The sequence below is a fragment of the Pseudomonas sp. 67(2021) genome (assembly GCF_017491835.1).
GTDB lineage: Bacteria > Pseudomonadota > Gammaproteobacteria > Pseudomonadales > Pseudomonadaceae > Aquipseudomonas > Aquipseudomonas atacamensis.
The window spans coordinates 636,843-654,986 of the sequence record NZ_JAFGYL010000001.1 but is presented as its reverse complement, the minus strand read 5'-3'; the positions used below and the strand labels follow the sequence as shown (position 1 = coordinate 654,986).

Annotated in this window: 17 protein-coding genes; 14 read left to right on the top strand and 3 right to left on the bottom strand. The window is 55.2% G+C overall.

What is annotated here, in order from left to right; translation table 11 throughout:
• The first annotated feature begins 6 nt into the window (after nucleotides 1-6).
• The 14 genes from J5M66_RS02960 (at nucleotide 7) to J5M66_RS02895 (ending at nucleotide 13,491) form a co-directional block, all read left to right on the top strand.
• Nucleotides 7-879, top strand: coding sequence for a ParB/RepB/Spo0J family partition protein (locus J5M66_RS02960; protein WP_007960777.1), 873 nt, complete (start codon nucleotides 7-9; stop codon nucleotides 877-879).
• A 148-nt stretch (nucleotides 880-1,027) separates the two neighbouring features.
• Entirely contained in the window at nucleotides 1,028-1,435 is a 408-nt protein-coding gene (locus tag J5M66_RS02955) for a F0F1 ATP synthase subunit I (protein WP_123441911.1), read from the top strand.
• 16 nt (nucleotides 1,436-1,451) lie between these two features.
• Nucleotides 1,452-2,321, top strand: coding sequence for a F0F1 ATP synthase subunit A (gene atpB, locus J5M66_RS02950; protein WP_016772402.1), 870 nt, complete (start codon nucleotides 1,452-1,454; stop codon nucleotides 2,319-2,321).
• Between the two features lie 133 nt (nucleotides 2,322-2,454).
• Nucleotides 2,455-2,712 carry a F0F1 ATP synthase subunit C gene (atpE, locus tag J5M66_RS02945; RefSeq protein WP_003097235.1) on the top strand — a complete coding sequence of 86 codons (258 nt, stop codon included), beginning with the start codon at nucleotides 2,455-2,457 and terminating at the stop codon, nucleotides 2,710-2,712.
• Nucleotides 2,713-2,770: 58 nt separating this feature from the next.
• Nucleotides 2,771-3,241, top strand: a complete 471-nt coding sequence (locus J5M66_RS02940; RefSeq protein ID WP_016772403.1) for a F0F1 ATP synthase subunit B — start codon at nucleotides 2,771-2,773, stop codon at nucleotides 3,239-3,241.
• A 12-nt stretch (nucleotides 3,242-3,253) separates the two neighbouring features.
• Nucleotides 3,254-3,790, top strand: a complete 537-nt coding sequence (locus tag J5M66_RS02935; RefSeq protein WP_016772404.1) for a F0F1 ATP synthase subunit delta — start codon at nucleotides 3,254-3,256, stop codon at nucleotides 3,788-3,790.
• Nucleotides 3,791-3,811: 21 nt separating this feature from the next.
• Nucleotides 3,812-5,356: a F0F1 ATP synthase subunit alpha gene (gene atpA, locus J5M66_RS02930; RefSeq protein WP_016772405.1), complete on the top strand. Its 1,545-nt coding sequence runs from the start codon at nucleotides 3,812-3,814 to the stop codon at nucleotides 5,354-5,356.
• A gap of 50 nt (nucleotides 5,357-5,406) precedes the next feature.
• A complete protein-coding gene (gene atpG, locus J5M66_RS02925) occupies nucleotides 5,407-6,267 on the top strand; it encodes a F0F1 ATP synthase subunit gamma (protein WP_007911960.1) in 861 nt (286 codons plus the stop codon).
• Nucleotides 6,268-6,294: 27 nt separating this feature from the next.
• On the top strand, nucleotides 6,295-7,674 hold the full coding sequence (gene atpD / locus J5M66_RS02920; protein WP_016772406.1) for a F0F1 ATP synthase subunit beta: 1,380 nt from the start codon (nucleotides 6,295-6,297) through the stop codon (nucleotides 7,672-7,674).
• A 45-nt stretch (nucleotides 7,675-7,719) separates the two neighbouring features.
• Complete coding sequence (locus tag J5M66_RS02915) at nucleotides 7,720-8,145, top strand: F0F1 ATP synthase subunit epsilon (RefSeq protein WP_016772407.1); 426 nt, start codon at nucleotides 7,720-7,722, stop codon at nucleotides 8,143-8,145.
• A gap of 118 nt (nucleotides 8,146-8,263) precedes the next feature.
• The gene (gene glmU, locus J5M66_RS02910) at nucleotides 8,264-9,631 is read left to right on the top strand and encodes a bifunctional UDP-N-acetylglucosamine diphosphorylase/glucosamine-1-phosphate N-acetyltransferase GlmU (RefSeq protein ID WP_123441910.1); all 1,368 of its coding nucleotides are present in this window, start codon (nucleotides 8,264-8,266) and stop codon (nucleotides 9,629-9,631) included.
• Between the two features lie 206 nt (nucleotides 9,632-9,837).
• A complete protein-coding gene (locus tag J5M66_RS02905; RefSeq protein WP_016772409.1) occupies nucleotides 9,838-10,614 on the top strand; it encodes a DeoR family transcriptional regulator in 777 nt (258 codons plus the stop codon).
• 2 nt (nucleotides 10,615-10,616) lie between these two features.
• Nucleotides 10,617-12,449: a glutamine--fructose-6-phosphate transaminase (isomerizing) gene (glmS, locus tag J5M66_RS02900; protein ID WP_125916963.1), complete on the top strand. Its 1,833-nt coding sequence runs from the start codon at nucleotides 10,617-10,619 to the stop codon at nucleotides 12,447-12,449.
• A gap of 283 nt (nucleotides 12,450-12,732) precedes the next feature.
• Nucleotides 12,733-13,491, top strand: coding sequence for a hypothetical protein (locus tag J5M66_RS02895; protein ID WP_207807628.1), 759 nt, complete (start codon nucleotides 12,733-12,735; stop codon nucleotides 13,489-13,491).
• Nucleotides 13,492-13,493: 2 nt separating this feature from the next.
• Here the strand turns inward: J5M66_RS02895 and J5M66_RS02890 are convergent, their stop codons facing one another.
• Genes J5M66_RS02890 through J5M66_RS02880 form a run of 3 tightly spaced genes read right to left on the bottom strand, consistent with a single transcriptional unit; the run spans nucleotide 13,494 to nucleotide 17,760 of the window.
• Entirely contained in the window at nucleotides 13,494-14,807 is a 1,314-nt protein-coding gene (locus tag J5M66_RS02890; protein ID WP_207807627.1) for an ATP-binding protein, read from the bottom strand.
• Nucleotides 14,804-16,801, bottom strand: a complete 1,998-nt coding sequence (locus J5M66_RS02885; protein ID WP_207807626.1) for a transposase — start codon at nucleotides 16,799-16,801, stop codon at nucleotides 14,804-14,806. Before J5M66_RS02885 ends, J5M66_RS02890 begins: the two co-directional genes overlap by 4 nt.
• Nucleotides 16,798-17,760, bottom strand: a complete 963-nt coding sequence (locus J5M66_RS02880; protein ID WP_207807625.1) for a hypothetical protein — start codon at nucleotides 17,758-17,760, stop codon at nucleotides 16,798-16,800. Before J5M66_RS02880 ends, J5M66_RS02885 begins: the two co-directional genes overlap by 4 nt.
• Between the last annotated feature and the right edge of the window lie 384 nt (nucleotides 17,761-18,144).

The following is an 18,144-nucleotide window of genomic DNA, read 5'->3' as shown; positions in this document are numbered from 1 at the left end:
ATCCCCATGGCCGTCAAGAAACGAGGTCTCGGACGTGGACTGGATGCACTGCTGAGTGGTCCGACGGTCAGCGCGCTGGAAGAACAAGCCGCGCAGGCCGACACCCGCGAACTGCAACACCTGCCGCTGGACCTGCTGCAGCGCGGCAAATATCAGCCGCGCCGTGACATGGACCCGCAGGCCCTGGAAGAGCTGGCGCAGTCGATCAAGGCCCAAGGCGTGATGCAGCCGATCGTGGTGCGCCCGATTGGCGGCGGTCGGTTTGAGATCATTGCCGGTGAACGCCGCTGGCGCGCCAGTCAGCAGGCCGGGCAGGAAACCATCCCGGCGATGGTTCGCGATGTGCCGGATGAAACCGCCATTGCGATTGCGCTGATCGAGAACATCCAGCGTGAAGACCTCAATCCGATCGAAGAAGCCGTCGCCTTGCAGCGCTTGCAGCAGGAATTCCAGCTGACTCAGCAGCAGGTCGCCGAGGCTGTGGGTAAGTCGCGGGTGACTGTGGCTAACCTGTTGCGACTTATTGCACTGCCTGAAGTGATCAAGACGATGCTGTCGCACGGTGACCTGGAAATGGGTCACGCGCGTGCCTTGCTCGGTCTGCCGGACAATCAGCAGGTCGAAGGGGCGCGACATGTTGTCGCACGAGGGCTGACTGTGCGCCAAACCGAGGCACTGGTTCGCCAGTGGTTGAGTGGCAAACCGGAGCCTGTGGAAGCTGCAAAACCCGACCCGGACATCGCTCGCCTCGAGCAGCGTTTGGCCGAGCGCCTAGGCTCTGCGGTGCAGATTCGCCATGGCAAGAAGGGCAAAGGCCAATTGGTGATTGGTTATAACTCGCTCGACGAGCTTCAAGGTGTGCTCGCCCACATCCGCTGAAACATTTCCTCATGTAGCGCGCAGTCGGAAATCACTACCTGACAGTTGAATAGGGGCAGAACCGCCCCTATACTCTGCGCGCATTTTGTCGGCACAAATTATGCCAAGTTATTGAATTTCGGCAGCCGACCATTGGAGAGCAACTGTGATGGAAACCCGCACGCCAAACCGCTTGCCTTTCCATCGCCTGGCGGTTTTTCCGGTGTTGATGGCTCAATTTGTCATTCTGCTCATTGCCGCTTTGGCGCTCTGGCAATGGCATGGAGTCGTTGCCGGATACTCGGGACTTTGCGGAGGCCTGATAGCCTTGCTGCCCAATGTTTATTTCGCTCACAAGGCATTTCGGTTTTCCGGCGCCCGAGCAGCCCAGTCCATCGTCCGGTCATTTTATGCCGGCGAGGCAGGCAAACTTATTTTGACGGCAGTGCTGTTTGCACTGTTGTTCGCAGGTGTGAAGCCACTGGCGCCGATCGCAGTATTCGGCGTGTTCGTGCTGACGCAGTCGGTCAGCTGGTTCGCTCCCCTGCTGATGAGAACAAGACTTTCGAGACCTTAGGGCGTTTGAGGCAACCATGGCAGAGACAACCGCTTCGGGCTATATCCAGCACCACTTGCAGAACCTGACTTTCGGTCAGCTACCCAACGGCGGCTGGGGCTTTGCCCACACCGCAGCAGAGGCCAAGGAAATGGGCTTCTGGGCTTTCCACGTCGATACCCTCGGCTGGTCGGTCGCGCTGGGTCTGATCTTCGTTCTTCTTTTCCGCATGGCGGCAAAGAAAGCGACGTCGGGTCAGCCGGGTGCCTTGCAGAACTTCGTTGAAGTATTGGTCGAATTCGTCGATGGCAGCGTGAAAGACAGCTTCCATGGCCGTAGCCCGGTGATTGCACCGCTGGCGCTGACCATCTTCGTCTGGGTGTTCCTGATGAACGCCGTCGACCTGGTACCGGTCGACTGGATTCCTCAACTGGCCATCCTGATCTCCGGCGATGCCCACATCCCATTCCGCGCCGTGTCGACTACCGACCCGAACGCGACTCTGGGCATGGCGTTCTCGGTGTTCGCACTGATCATTTTCTACAGCATCAAGGTCAAGGGCATCGGCGGCTTCATCGGCGAACTGACCCTGCACCCGTTCGGCAGCAAGAACATCTTCGTTCAGGCCCTGCTGATCCCGGTGAACTTCCTGCTGGAATTCGTCACCCTGATCGCCAAGCCGATCTCTCTGGCTCTGCGTCTGTTCGGCAACATGTATGCCGGCGAGCTGGTGTTCATTCTGATCGCTGTGATGTTCGGCAGCGGCCTGCTCTGGCTCAGCGGCCTGGGCGTTGTTCTGCAGTGGGCGTGGGCAGTGTTCCACATCCTGATCATCACCCTGCAGGCGTTCATCTTCATGATGCTGACCATCGTCTACCTGTCGATGGCGCACGAAGAAAACCATTAAGACCAGTCTCGACTAGTCTGATGTTCCTCCCGGTCAAACGGGAGGGAGCTCCTTGCGGGGCAGCTGAAACGATTTGTTTTACCGCTTTAATCTAAAAAACCTAAACCATACGACGTAAAAGTCGGGAGGAAAGATGGAAACTGTAGTTGGTCTAACCGCTATCGCTGTTGCACTGTTGATCGGCCTGGGCGCACTGGGTACCGCAATTGGTTTCGGCCTGCTGGGCGGCAAGTTCCTGGAAGGCGCAGCGCGTCAGCCAGAAATGGTTCCAATGCTGCAAGTAAAAATGTTCATCGTTGCCGGTCTGCTCGACGCCGTAACCATGATCGGTGTTGGTATCGCTCTGTTCTTCACCTTTGCGAACCCGTTCGTTGGTCAGATCGCTGGCTGATTACTCGGATCTTCCGGGTAATTTGGTGTGATGGACAACGTAACTGCGAGGTGTTGGCGTGAACATTAATGCGACCCTGATTGGCCAGTCCGTTGCGTTCCTGATTTTTGTACTGTTCTGCATGAAGTATGTATGGCCTCCGGTCATCGCTGCTTTGCACGAACGTCAAAAGAAGATCGCTGATGGTCTGGACGCTGCCAGCCGTGCAGCTCGCGACCTGGAGTTGGCCCAAGAGAAAGCGGGTCAGCAACTGCGCGAAGCGAAAGCTCAGGCAGCTGAAATCATCGAGCAAGCCAAGAAACGCGGTAACCAGATCGTCGAAGAGGCTGTTGAAAAAGCCCGTATCGACGCTGACCGTGTGAAGGTTCAGGCTCAAGCCGAGATCGAACAGGAACTGAACAGCGTCAAAGACAAGCTGCGTGCCCAAGTGGGCTTGCTGGCTGTTGGCGGCGCCGAGAAGATCCTGGGTGCCACAATCGATCAAAACGCGCACGCAGAGCTGGTTAACCAACTGGCTGCTGAAATCTAAGCGAGGGCGATCATGGCAGAACTGACCACGTTGGCCCGACCTTACGCTAAGGCGGCCTTCGAGCACGCTCAGGCCCACCAGCAACTGGCCAATTGGTCAGCCATGCTCGGCCTGGCAGCAGCGGTGTCGCAAGACGACACCCTGCAGCGCGTGCTCAAGGCCCCGCGACTGACGAGCGCAGAAAAGGCCGCCACGTTCATTGACGTGTGCGGCGACAAGTTTGATGAAAAGGCACGCAATTTCATCAACGTCGTTGCCGAGAACGACCGTCTCCTGCTTCTGCCGGAGATCGCCGCTCTGTTCGACCTGTACAAGGCCGAACAAGAGAAATCGGTAGACGTTGAAGTGACCAGTGCATTTGCATTGAACCAAGAACAGCAAGACAAACTCGCCAAGGTTCTCAGTGCACGACTCAACCGGGAAGTGCGCCTGCAAGTTGCGGAGGACGCTGCCTTGATTGGTGGTGTCGTGATCCGCGCCGGCGACCTGGTTATCGATGGCTCGATTCGCGGCAAAATCGCGAAACTTGCCGAAGCATTGAAATCTTGAGTTTGAAGGGGCAGCAGAGCAATGCAGCAACTCAATCCTTCCGAAATAAGTGAAATTATCAAGGGCCGCATCGACAAGCTCGATGTGACCTCCCAAGCCCGTAACGAAGGCACTGTCGTCAGCGTATCTGACGGCATCGTGCGGATTCACGGTCTGGCCGACGTCATGTACGGCGAGATGATCGAGTTTCCGGGCGGCGTCTACGGTATGGCCCTCAACCTGGAGCAGGACTCCGTAGGTGCCGTGGTATTGGGCTCCTACCAGTCGCTGGCTGAAGGCATGAGCGCCAAGTGCACCGGCCGCATCCTCGAAGTTCCTGTTGGTAAGGAATTGCTGGGCCGCGTAGTCGATGCTCTGGGTAACCCTGTTGACGGCAAAGGTCCACTGGGCAACACCGAGACCGACGCGGTCGAGAAAGTTGCTCCAGGCGTGATCTGGCGTAAGTCGGTAGACCAGCCTGTACAGACTGGCTACAAGGCTGTCGATGCCATGATCCCTGTCGGCCGTGGCCAGCGTGAGCTGATCATCGGTGACCGTCAGATCGGTAAAACCGCTCTGGCGATCGACGCGATCATCAACCAGAAAGACAGCGGCATTTTTTGCGTCTACGTAGCCATCGGTCAGAAGCAATCGACCATCGCCAACGTGGTTCGCAAGCTGGAAGAGAACGGCGCCCTGGCCAACACGATCATCGTGGCTGCCAGTGCTTCGGAATCTCCTGCGCTGCAATTCCTGGCACCGTACTCCGGTTGCACCATGGGTGAATTCTTCCGCGACCGCGGTGAAGACGCGCTGATCGTTTATGACGATCTGTCCAAGCAGGCAGTGGCTTACCGCCAGATCTCCCTGCTGCTGCGCCGTCCACCAGGTCGTGAAGCTTACCCAGGCGACGTGTTCTATCTCCACTCCCGTCTGCTGGAGCGCGCATCCCGCGTTTCGGAAGAATACGTAGAGAAGTTCACCAACGGCGCAGTGACCGGCAAAACCGGTTCCCTGACCGCACTGCCGATCATCGAAACCCAGGCTGGCGACGTTTCCGCGTTCGTTCCGACCAACGTGATTTCCATCACCGACGGTCAGATCTTCCTGGAATCGGCCATGTTCAACTCGGGCATCCGCCCTGCAGTGAACGCCGGTGTTTCGGTATCCCGTGTGGGTGGTGCCGCTCAGACCAAGATCATCAAGAAGCTCTCCGGTGGTATCCGTACCGCTCTGGCTCAGTACCGTGAACTGGCGGCATTCGCCCAGTTCGCTTCTGACCTGGACGAAGCGACCCGCAAGCAACTTGAGCATGGTCAGCGCGTTACCGAGCTGATGAAGCAGAAGCAATACGCACCAATGTCGATCGCTGACATGGCGCTGTCGCTGTATGCCGCTGAGCGTGGGTTCCTGACTGACATTGAAATCGCCAAGGTCGGCAGCTTCGAACAAGCGCTGATCGCTTTCTTCAACCGCGATCACGCCGATTTGATGGCCAAGATCAACGTTAAAGGTGACTTCAATGACGAAATCGACGCTGGCATGAAAGCCGGTATCGAGAAGTTCAAGGCCACCCAAACCTGGTAAGCCGCAGCGGGAGCCGCGAGGCTCCCGCTTGCTAACCTGATAGGTGTTACATGGCAGGCGCAAAAGAGATTCGCAGTAAGATTGCGAGCATCAAAAGCACGCAAAAGATTACCAGCGCCATGGAAAAAGTGGCGGTCAGCAAAATGCGCAAGGCACAAATGCGCATGGCTGCTAGCCGTCCTTATGCGGAACGTATCCGCCAGGTAATTGGGCATCTGGCCAACGCCAACCCGGAATACCGCCACCCGTTCATGATCGACCGCGAAATCAAGCGCGTCGGTTATGTCGTCGTGAGCAGTGACCGTGGTCTGTGCGGCGGCTTGAACACCAACCTGTTCAAGGCCCTGGTCAAGGACATGGCGGTAAACCGCGAAAACGGCGTCGAGATTGATCTGTGTGTAGTCGGTAGCAAGGGTGCGGCCTTTTTCCGCAACTTCGGCGGTAACGTCGTTGCAGCTATCAGCCACCTGGGTGAAGAGCCGTCGATCAATGACCTGATCGGCAGCGTCAAGGTGATGCTGGATGCCTACCTGGACGGCCGTATCGACCGCCTGTCCGTGGTGTCCAACAAGTTCATCAACACCATGACGCAACAGCCTACCGTGGAGCAGTTGATTCCACTGGTGGCAACCCCGGATCAGGATCTCAAGCACCACTGGGACTATCTCTACGAACCGGACGCCAAAGAGCTGCTTGACGGCTTGATGGTTCGTTACGTCGAGTCGCAGGTCTACCAGGCGGTGGTCGAGAACAACGCGGCTGAACAGGCTGCGCGGATGATCGCGATGAAGAACGCTACCGACAACGCCGGTGATTTGATCAGCGATTTGCAGCTGATCTACAACAAGGCGCGTCAGGCTGCGATCACCCAAGAGATCTCGGAAATCGTCGGCGGCGCTGCCGCGGTTTAACGGTTCAAATATTCAGAGGATCCAGCTATGAGTAGCGGACGTATCGTTCAAATCATCGGCGCCGTTATCGACGTGGAATTTCCACGCGACAGCGTACCGAGCATCTACAACGCGCTGACTGTACAAAGCGCGGCCGCAACCACCCTGGAAGTTCAGCAGCAGCTGGGCGACGGCGTGGTGCGTACCATTGCGATGGGTTCCACCGAGGGCTTGAAGCGCGGTCTGGAAGTCACCGACTCTGGCGCAGCCATCTCCGTACCGGTCGGTAAAGCGACCCTGGGCCGGATCATGGACGTCCTCGGTAACCCGATCGACGAAGCTGGCCCGATCGACACCGAAGAGCGCTGGGGCATTCACCGCGCAGCACCTTCGTTCGCCGAGCAAGCAGGCGGCAACGACCTGCTGGAAACCGGCATCAAGGTTATCGACCTGGTCTGCCCGTTCGCCAAGGGCGGTAAAGTCGGTCTGTTCGGTGGTGCCGGTGTAGGCAAAACCGTAAACATGATGGAACTGATCCGTAACATCGCCATCGAGCACAGCGGTTATTCCGTGTTCGCCGGTGTGGGTGAGCGTACTCGTGAGGGTAACGACTTCTACCACGAGATGAAGGACTCCAACGTTCTGGACAAAGTGGCGCTGGTTTACGGTCAGATGAACGAGCCGCCGGGAAACCGTCTGCGCGTAGCACTGACCGGCCTGACCATGGCCGAGAAGTTCCGTGACGAAGGTAACGACGTTCTGCTGTTCGTCGACAACATCTATCGTTACACCCTGGCCGGTACTGAAGTATCCGCACTGCTGGGCCGTATGCCTTCGGCAGTAGGTTACCAGCCGACCCTGGCTGAAGAGATGGGCGTTCTGCAAGAACGTATCACTTCGACCAAGGAAGGTTCGATCACCTCGATCCAAGCGGTATACGTACCTGCGGACGACTTGACCGACCCGTCGCCAGCGACCACCTTCGCCCACTTGGACGCCACCGTCGTTCTGTCCCGTGACATCGCTTCCCTGGGTATCTACCCGGCGGTAGATCCACTGGATTCGACTTCGCGTCAGCTGGACCCGAACGTGATCGGTCAGGACCACTACGACACCGCTCGCGGCGTTCAGTACGTTCTGCAGCGTTACAAAGAGCTGAAAGACATCATCGCGATCCTGGGTATGGACGAGCTGTCGGAAGCCGACAAACAGTTGGTTAACCGTGCTCGTAAGATCCAGCGCTTCTTGTCGCAGCCGTTCTTCGTGGCTGAAGTCTTCACCGGTGCTTCGGGTAAATACGTTTCCCTGAAAGACACCATTGCTGGCTTCAAAGGCATCCTCAACGGTGACTACGACCACCTGCCAGAACAAGCGTTCTACATGGTTGGCGGCATCGAAGAAGCGATCGAGAAAGCCAAGAAACTGTAATCCCGGCGCCCGGCAACGGGCGCTAATTTAGGTTGAGGCAATCAGATGGCTATGACAGTCCATTGCGATATCGTCAGCGCGGAAGGGGAAATCTTTTCCGGCCTGGTCGAGATGGTGATTGCGCACGGTGCACTGGGTGATCTTGGTATCGCTCTGGGTCACGCGCCGCTGATCACTAATCTCAAGCCGGGTCCGATCCGCCTGATCAAGCAAGGCGGGGAAGCCGAGGTGTTCTACATCTCCGGTGGTTTCCTCGAGGTTCAGCCGAACATGGTCAAGGTACTTGCCGATACCGTGCAACGTGCCGCCGACCTGGATGAAGCTCAGGCTCAGGCAGCTCTCAAGGCTGCCGAGAATGCCCTGAACGAAAAAGGCGCGGACTTCGATTACGGCGCCGCTGCCACACGTCTGGCCGAGGCTGCAGCCCAGCTGCGCACCGTCCAGCAGATCCGCAAGAAGTTTGGCGGTTAATCCGTCAGCCGCTTGTTGTGCGATTGATAAAAAAGGGTAGCCTCGGCTACCCTTTTTTCTTTTCCGAATTCCCACAAACCGGTCGCAGTTGCTGACCACCCAGGATTGGTAGCCAGTCATGTCTCTCGAAATCGTTATCCTCGCGGCCGGTCAAGGCACTCGCATGCGTTCGGCGCTGCCCAAAGTGCTGCACCCGATTGCCGGCAACTCCATGCTCGGCCATGTTATCCACAGCGCTCGGCAACTTGATCCACAGCGCATTCACGTGGTGATCGGTCACGGTGCCGATGTGGTGCGTGAGCGTCTGGCAGCTGATGATCTGAATTTCGTGTTGCAGGACAAGCAACTGGGCACTGGCCATGCCACCGCCCAGGCGGTGCCGTTCATTGACGCCGACACTGTGCTGATTCTTTACGGCGATGTGCCGCTGATTGAAGTGGAAACCCTGCAACGTCTGCTCAAGCATGTCGTGCCGGGCCAGATGGGTTTGCTCACTGTCGAGCTGGATGACCCGACCGGTTACGGCCGCATCGTGCGTGATGCTGACGGCAAGGTCGCGGCAATCGTCGAGCATAAAGACGCCAGCGAAGCGCAACGTGCGATCACCGAAGGCAACACCGGCATCCTCGCTGTGCCAGCCGATCGTCTGGCTGACTGGATGAGTCGCCTCTCGAACAATAACGCGCAGGGCGAGTACTACCTCACCGACGTGATCGAAATGGCGGTCAGCGATGGTTTGGTCGTGGCTACCGAACAACCGCACGACCCGATGGAAGTGCAGGGCGCCAATGATCGCAAGCAGCTCTCTGAACTGGAGCGTCATTACCAGTTGCGCGCCGGCCGTCGCCTGATGACTCAGGGCGTGACCCTGCGTGACCCGGCGCGTTTCGATGTGCGTGGCGAAGTCAGCGTAGGCCGCGATGTGCTGATCGACATCAACGTGATCCTCGAAGGCAAGGTGATTATCGAAGACGACGTAGAGATCGGTCCGAACTGCGTGATCAAGGACAGCACCCTGCGTAAGGGCGTGGTGATCAAGGCCAACAGTCATATAGAAGGCGCCATTCTCGGTGAAGGCAGTGACGCTGGTCCGTTCGCGCGGTTACGTCCAGGCACTGTGCTCGAAGCGCGCGCCCATGTGGGTAACTTCGTTGAGCTGAAAAATGCTCACATGGGCGAAGGTGCCAAGGCTGGCCACCTGACCTATCTGGGCGATGCCGAAATCGGCGCACGTACCAATATCGGTGCCGGCACCATCACCTGCAACTACGATGGCGCCAACAAGTGGAAAACCGTCCTGGGTGCTGACGTGTTCATCGGCTCCAACAACTCGCTGGTCGCCCCTGTGGATATCTCCAACGGTGCAACCACTGCGGCCGGATCGACCATCACGCAAAATGTGGATAACGCTCAGCTGGCGGTTGGCCGAGCCCGTCAGAAGAACATCGACGGCTGGAAACGGCCGGAAAAAATCAAAAAATCCTGATTTTTCCACAACCTCTTGTGGGAGCGAGCCTGTTCGCGAATGCGGTTTGTCAGTCACGTCTTCAGTGGCTGAGACTCCCTTTCGCGAGCGGGCTCGCTCCCACAGTCATTTCAATCTTTCTGAATTTTTCTCCCCGCGTCTTGACGGAAACCTTTCGATAGAGTTTCATTGCTCGCGTTATCTTTCGAATCGAAACTTAAGCCGCCATGTCCAAACGCAACACTCCCCAACGTCGTCATAACATCCTCGCCTTGCTCAATGAGCAGGGCGAAGTCAGTGTGGATGAGCTGGCCAAGCGTTTCGAAACTTCCGAAGTTACGATTCGCAAGGATCTTGCTGCGCTGGAAACCCATGGTCTTTTGCTGCGTCGGTATGGCGGTGCCATCACCATGCCGCAAGAGCTGGTCGCAGAAACGGCGCAGAGTATTTCCAAGTACAAGCAGGCGATCGCCCGCGCGGCGGTCAAACGCATCCGCGAGCACGCGCGCATCATCATCGACAGCGGCAGCACCACCGCCGCGATGATTCCCGAACTGGGCCAGCAACCGGGTCTGGTGGTGATGACCAACTCGCTGCATGTCGCCAATGCCTTGAGCGAACTGGAACACGAGCCGGTGCTGCTGATGACCGGCGGCACTTGGGATCCGCACTCGGAATCCTTTCAGGGCCAGGTCGCCGAGCAGGTACTACGCTCTTACGACTTCGACCAACTGTTCATCGGCGCCGACGGCATCGATCTGGTGCGCGGCACCACCACCTTCAATGAACTGCTCGGCCTCAGCCGGGTGATGGCCGACGTTGCGCGAGAAGTGATCGTCATGGTCGAGGCCGACAAGATCGGTCGCAAGATTCCCAACCTGGAGCTGCCCTGGAGCAGCATCCATACCCTCATTACCGATGATCGCCTGTCTGTCGAGGCACGCGATCAGCTTCAGGCCCGTGGGATCACTTTGATCTGTGCGGCTGTCAGTCAGGAGAAATAACCATGTGTGGCATTGTCGGCGCTGTAGCTGAACGTAATATCACCGCCATCCTTCTCGAAGGCCTGAAGCGCCTCGAATACCGCGGCTATGACAGCGCCGGTGTGGCGGTTTATACCAACGACCAGACCCTGGAGCGCATGCGCCGTCCGGGCAAGGTCAGCGAACTGGAAACCGCATTGGCCGAACAGCCGCTGTCCGGGCGCCTCGGTATCGCCCACACCCGTTGGGCTACCCATGGCGCGCCGTGCGAGCGCAATGCCCACCCGCATTTTTCCGGTGACATTGCGGTGGTGCACAACGGCATCATCGAGAACCACGAAGCCCTGCGCGAACAGCTGAAAGCGCTGGGCTATGCGTTCAGCTCGGACACCGACACCGAAGTCATCGCCCACCTGCTGACCCACAAGCTCAAGGAACAACCGGACCTGACTGCCGCGCTCAAAGCGACCGTCAAAGAGCTGCACGGTGCCTACGGTCTGGCAGTGATCAACGCACAGCAACCGGATCGTCTGGTCGCCGCGCGCAGTGGCAGTCCATTGGTGATCGGCCTGGGCCTGGGCGAGAACTTCCTTGCTTCCGACCAACTCGCTCTGCGTCAGGTCACTGACCGTTTCATGTACCTGGAAGAAGGCGATATCGCTGAAATCCGTCGCGACAGCGTGCAGATCTGGGATGTAACCGGCAATGCCGTCGAACGCGCTACCGTGCAGTACACCGATGGTGCCGAAGCCGCCGACAAGGGTGAGTTCCGCCACTACATGCTCAAGGAAATCCACGAACAACCGGCCGTGGTCCAACGCACCCTCGAAGGTCGCCTGGGCAACAATCAGGTGCTGGTTGAGGCCTTCGGTCCGCAAGCCGCCGAGCTGTTTGCCAAAGTGCGCAATGTGCAGATCGTCGCCTGCGGCACCAGTTATCACGCCGGCATGGTCGCGCGTTACTGGCTCGAAGAGCTGGCCGGTATTCCGTGCCAGGTCGAAGTCGCCAGCGAATTCCGTTATCGCAAAGTGGTAGTGCAGCCAGACACGCTGTTCGTGACCATCTCGCAGTCCGGTGAAACCGCTGACACCCTCGCGGCGCTGCGCAATGCCAAGGAGCTGGGCTTCCTCGCCAGCCTGGCGATCTGCAACGTCGGCATCAGCTCGCTGGTGCGCGAATCCGATCTGACCCTGTTGACCCAGGCCGGCCGCGAAATCGGTGTGGCCTCGACCAAAGCCTTTACCACACAACTGGTCGGCCTGTTGCTGCTGACCCTGTCGCTGGGTCAGGTGCGCGGCACTCTGGCTAACGGCGTCGAAGCCACACTCGTCGAAGAACTGCGTCGCCTGCCGACCCGTCTCGGCGAAGCGCTGGCGATGGACAGCACCGTGGAAAAAATCGCCGAGCTGTTCGCCGAGAAAAACCACACTCTGTTCCTCGGCCGTGGCGCGCAATTCCCGGTCGCGATGGAAGGTGCCTTGAAGCTCAAGGAAATCTCCTACATCCACGCCGAGGCCTACCCGGCCGGCGAGCTCAAGCACGGCCCGCTGGCACTCGTGGATAACGACATGCCGGTGGTTACTGTCGCGCCGAATAACGAACTGCTGGAAAAGCTCAAATCCAACCTGCAGGAAGTCCGCGCCCGTGGCGGTGAGCTGATCGTGTTTGCCGACGTGAAGGCCGCGATGACCAATGGCGAAGGCACCCACGTGGTGCAGATGCCGCACATCCACGACATTCTCTCGCCAATCCTTTATACGATCCCGCTGCAACTGCTGTCGTACTACGTCGCCGTGCTCAAGGGTACCGACGTTGATCAACCGCGCAACCTGGCGAAATCGGTCACTGTGGAATAAGTTATCCACCGTTGATCTAAGCTCTGATCGTAAATATTAAAGTCTGTCTCTGAGTATTAAAGTCTGTCTCGCTTGGAGCCTTTGGGGGCTCCGAGCAGAGATCCCTCTACTGCCCCCTCTGGTGCCTCGAAATATTGGGTACTCCTCCTTGCTGCTCACCATCCAACCGCACGAGTCTCTCCGCTCCTTCATCGAAAGGCATTTTTACCTGGACCCCCGATCACCCGAGTCGATAAAGCTCAAAGAAATATCCAGGTACTACATGCGAGGATGGTCTATCGGGGTGATAGCTGACCTGCTAGGCAGAGCTGATACATATGATTTCAATCGTCTGCTGCATGAACACACGAGTTATTCGCAGGTAGGGGTTTTTCCAGATTTCGGCCAATCCAGCTATACCAGACGCAATTATCAGGATTCCGAAACGAGATTTGAAACCGAAAGTCAACGAGTTGGAATTTGCATTGACTGTGTAAAAGAGGACATTGAGTCGCTTGGTTTCCCTTACTGGAGACGTGACCATAGATATGTGGAGGTATGTGCGAAGCACAATACAATCCTGCTTAGACAATGTCCTATATATAGGCACGATATTCGATATCATCGCCAAGGATATGGTCATGATCTACTTTGGGGCGGGTGTAAAGGGAGCTATGTCCATCAGTGCGAACCCACGAAAAATCCACACGAATATAAACTGACATTCGCAAGAATTTTCGCGGAAATCGGAGAATCAAAGTTTGCCGTTGATTTGGAGTCTGCTATAGAACATCTTGCGGGTCAGGCAAATAAAATGGCACTGGAGGGAAGTATTAGTGAGGAAGAGTTAATGGCGATAAATTGGAGGCTTAAAAGCTCTAAAGGAATTTCCGACACATGGTTGACATATCGCCCTGACGATAGGTATTCTCATAATATTATTGAAGTTATAGCAATGTTGTATGGCAGCTTTGCTGCTTTAGTAGACAGTCTGCGTGAAACAGATAAGCTGGTTCGCAACATAGATGACCTGATGCGCGTTGAGTACCAAGACAGGTATTAGGATTAATTGTCCTCCTTGTCGCCGAAATAGTCGCTGAACGCATTCCCCAAATCATCATTTGTAGGTTTTCCTAAAGGCGGTCGCTTAGGGCGCTTCGGGTTTTGAGCCTTCATGTCGGTATCCAGCTTCAAGCTTTTATGAGCTTCACGCTCTTCAGCCGTCAGCGCACCTTTGAAAGCAGCTTGAGCGACCCGATGGTCGCGCTCCTTCCTAACGAACTGCACCACATTCGAGCGCATGGGAGAGCCAAATGGGCAATTGAGGTCATCACGTTTGGAGTTCTTTTGAATAGCAATCCGCTCCAGTTCCTCAACGTCCACCCGGTACGAATAATATGAGCTTGAGGCATAAGCCCTTTGCACATCCTCAATTTCAACCCATGCGCGATTTGAGGAACGAGCCTGGATATATGCCTGTATCATTAGGTGAATGGCTGCACGTTTTAGCCCATAGCTCCCGCGATAGATTTCGTAAGAAAAATCTTTAAGATTGGCCCGAATTCGACCATCACTCACGGTAATGCATTCGTCTATGAATTCAGCCCAGATTTTTGACTCTAGGGCGTCTGGCCACATGATTCTCGGCTCTGCGACTAGGCGTTGGGTGTCTTCCTGATTACGTTTAAGCAGCTTATGTCCCAAACTGAAATTAGATACGTACACCATGGGTAAGCCAAGGCCGGACATAGTAAGCAGTATGTCGGTTGTCAGGGCTGCCCCTTTCCCAGGTGTTAAATGCTGCATTTCCTCAAGGATTGCCAACGAGATACCGCGTTGATGTGCTTGCTGCTGCGCTCTTAATCTGAGGATTGCAGTGTTCTCTCGTGTAGTCGCTTCAATGCCAAGAAAATCCGTGAGCAGCTGCTTACCAGACGCTTTACCTTTAGCGCTGGCGTACCAGTAAGACTCGGCTGTTTGAGGTTCCATGTAATGATTTAGCTTGAACTCAGTAGGGCCGGGCATAGCGCGAAGTAGCGCTTCGACGGTTGCCGATTTACCCACACCCGCTAAGCCAGTAAGGCAGATCGGGAAAGTTTCGGCTGTTATAGGGTAGTACATGCCTTTGACAAACGTTTGTTCTGTTTCGGAACGTATTGCCGAATGGACTGCTGCTTTCCCCACTAGCTCTGCAATAAGCTCCAAACTGAATTGATTTGGCAGGTAAATTTGTCTTAGTGACATATCAAGGATGTGTGCAGCTAACATAGGTGGTAGTCGATCTATGTCGCCGACGGGTTTTGGTCGGACTGTTACTTTTTTCCGTATGTGCTCGATGTCAATCAAACCATCGAATCTGGTTCGCAGTCTTTCAATCATGGCTTATTACCTACCAGTCGTCTTTGATCATCTAAGTCTCGCTGTGTTTCAAGATTCTTAGCCGGACGCCCTGACTTTCTCACTCCAGCATGCCAAGGCTTGCCCGTCTCATTTTCAAACTCTTGATAGTGATGCTGATCAATGGCAATTTTTTCTTTTCTGCGTTTTGCTTGAGCTTGGAGACGTGATTCGTTGATGTACTGAAGGTCTTCGAGCGAGATGTCCGTGCTGCCACGTCTTGTGCTTGCGGTGAAAACGCAGTTGAGTTCGTAAAGCCTTCCCTCAACCTCTATCCATATGTGTCGAACGCACATTGTCATGCTATATGTTGTCGCGTGAATCACGCGACCACCAGCAACTCGGTCAAATATACCTGTATCGGTCAATTCTTTTGAGTTGTACTTTCTTCCGAGTAAATAGACACCTTTTTCCCTGATCACCGCAGGCATAGGCGTCAAAAATTCCCTTACAGCTTCTTCTGGCGACATCTTGATGCCATGATTGCGGCCAAGCGCATCGTGATAGTTCCATACGTTCAGAGGGGTCGGCGAGAAGCCTTCCAGCCACATTTCCTCATCCATACGGTCGCTAGCGTCGGATGTTTCATTGTCCTTGATAACCCGACGTATCTCTCGACGTGACATTTCAACAAGATTGAGGCCGCTATGAACATGTGCCGGCTGATCTTTGAACTTTTTATCTCTAGGATGAGAGGATTCAACTGTGGCTTTAGATTGCCCAGAATGTGTAGGGGTAATTTCCAAGCGGCCTAACCATTCTTTTGCACCAGAGACATCTATATGCACTCCTGGACCTCTATCGAATATCATCTGGCTTGAGAGTCCTTCGCAGGGCCACTCCTCAGGTTTGATATTCATACCAAATAGCTTGCAGTATTTAACCTTGCCGATTGCAATGCAAAATAGGGCCATCCGGTACGCCTCCAAACTTTCTCTGCCTCTGGCAAAGCCTATACCTACAACGGCTCCTGAAAGTGCACACACTGCTCTCACCACGCAAAATGAATCCAGTGGCGATCCTTCGATGAACCCAGATAATTTTTCCTCTGGATAATAACCATCAAATTCTAATCGCTGATTGAGATTACCTATCATCTGCGCAAAGCTCCCAATGTGGCCGGATTTTGCACGCGCAGCGCTTGGCCCTTTCATCGCTTGCGCAAGGGCAGAGGGGTTTGTTAGCCGTTGTACCCAATTCCAGAACTGATTGAAGCTTGGATAAGGCTCACCGTCGGGATGGTAGAACTCTTTCCCCGCTGAGCCCTGGCGAGTACGGCAACCAAATGTCTTTCGCAGTGAATCCCCGTAGATGTCGTCCTTGGTCTTGTCTACCCGTGAGTGCTTCGAGAAGGCAGTTAGGATTTTCTCCTTCATGTCAGGAGTTATGGGATACCCATGATTCTGGCCTTGGCCGGATGGGCGACCCAGTTTCTTATCGGTTTTCTCACTTCTGTCCCACTTTCCACATGCGTCCAAGCGGGGCATCAATGCCCATTTTGTTTGCCCAAATACGAGATAAGTGAAGAACCATAGCCGGATACGTGCGGGGTGCTGCCTCGGCCTTGAAGTCCTAGCGTGAGCATTAATAACTGCCTCCGGGTCGTCCGAGGCCAGTATCTCTGCTCTCTTGGGAATAAGTTCTACGATCCTCAGTAGGCGGCCGTCAACTATCTCCTCGTAGGACCGTTTCGAGCTAACGCGGCGGCTTTCGCGCCATTTGGTTTCGATGCCTGCTGCCGCTGTCAGCCATGGCGGATAATCATGGCTACCTGTTTCTACGATCTCACCAGCCTCGAGCGCCGCTTCGAAGCGCAGCCGGGTCATTGTGTGCAGCTTCGCAGATGACCCTTTTTCATCGAATTCGACCAAGCGGACACGGTTACACCCGCCATCACTGATGAGAAAGTGGTATTCCTTTCCTTTGACGAGTTCACCGCAGCCTTGTGGTGCAATCAGTCGAGATCCCGCCATCATAGAGCGGCTTCCGAGAAAAAATGGCGATAGTGCTCAATCACTTCGCACCGGGCCTGCCCAAGTGGTTGGTCGATCTGTATGTATTGAAATAAGTCTACTGGTAGCGATCTATTCCAAATATCTTGATAAATGCGGGCGATGAACTGGTCGCGATGCCCCCACTTGTTGCCATAGGTGATGGCCGCCAGTGCCGGAGGGCGGCCAATATTAAAATCTTCTTGTAATTGGTGGCTGAAGTCCTCCAGTAAATTTTGGTCAAGGCTGAGAGGACGGTCATGTAAACCAAAAATTTGATCTAGATTGGCTACAACAATGGGGTCAATATCGTCGAGCGAGAGATTTACTGTTCTGATACCGGCGCTTGCATAATAAGTTTCTTCTAGGTGAAGGCGTAACTCTGCGCGTTCACGATCTTTTCTTCGCGCTTCTAATGATTTAACCGCTGAACGCCGTTTCTCCATAAAATCAAACTTAGAAAGTTTGATGTTCCAGTTTAGAGCATAGGGCGCCGTGCCCGGCTCGCGGAGGTAGATCAGTAGGTCACCCAGGTATGGGTAGGCGGACCACTGGCGTTCGCCGCACGGCGTTTCTATCACCACCTTGGCATGGTCCATCCCTATATCTTTTGCTGCGGCGAGAGTTCCGACTAGAGGACTGAGACTCAAGCCAAGGGCGAAAGGGTGGCCATGGAGGGGATGTACATGCGGCACCGGGTGCAGCATTTTTTGCTCATGAATTTCAAACACTGCTGGATTGAACAACGCCAGTTGCGTAAACACTCGTTCAGGAATGGATAGCAGGTGAAGTGTGCGGCCGAGCTTTCGGCTGTTAAGGCGGCAGATCCTCGAAGTCTTCGGGGCTTCACCTGGTACAGCACAAATGGCGGGAACGTAATCGTCCCCCCACCGGAAATTGCCCTGGCGGTCTCTAATCCGCTTCAGCGTTTTTTCAGAAATCATTATTGTCCATACCCATACCACTTGTTCTGCCAGCGGTGGCCAAGTGGAGTACATGCGTACGAAAGGCGTACGCACACGACCTTGTGCTGTTGAGGCACCCGGATTTACGTTTCAAGGGACGAAGGGGGACCGCAGGACTTGACGCCCCGCGCATGCAGATAGACAATGGCTGTGTCAGGGCACTAATCTTGACACAGGGGCTTGGGGTAAAACTCAGGCCTTTGTCTATTCTGGCTCCCCGAAAAGCTAACCAGAATTCTTCATACCGCTTACCTCTTTATATTCTATAACTTGGCTATTTTAATTGGCAGCAAACTTTTTGCTCTTGGCGCAGAGAGAAGTTTGGAGGCTTAGCATACGCCGCTATGTATGCTTTTTTAGATC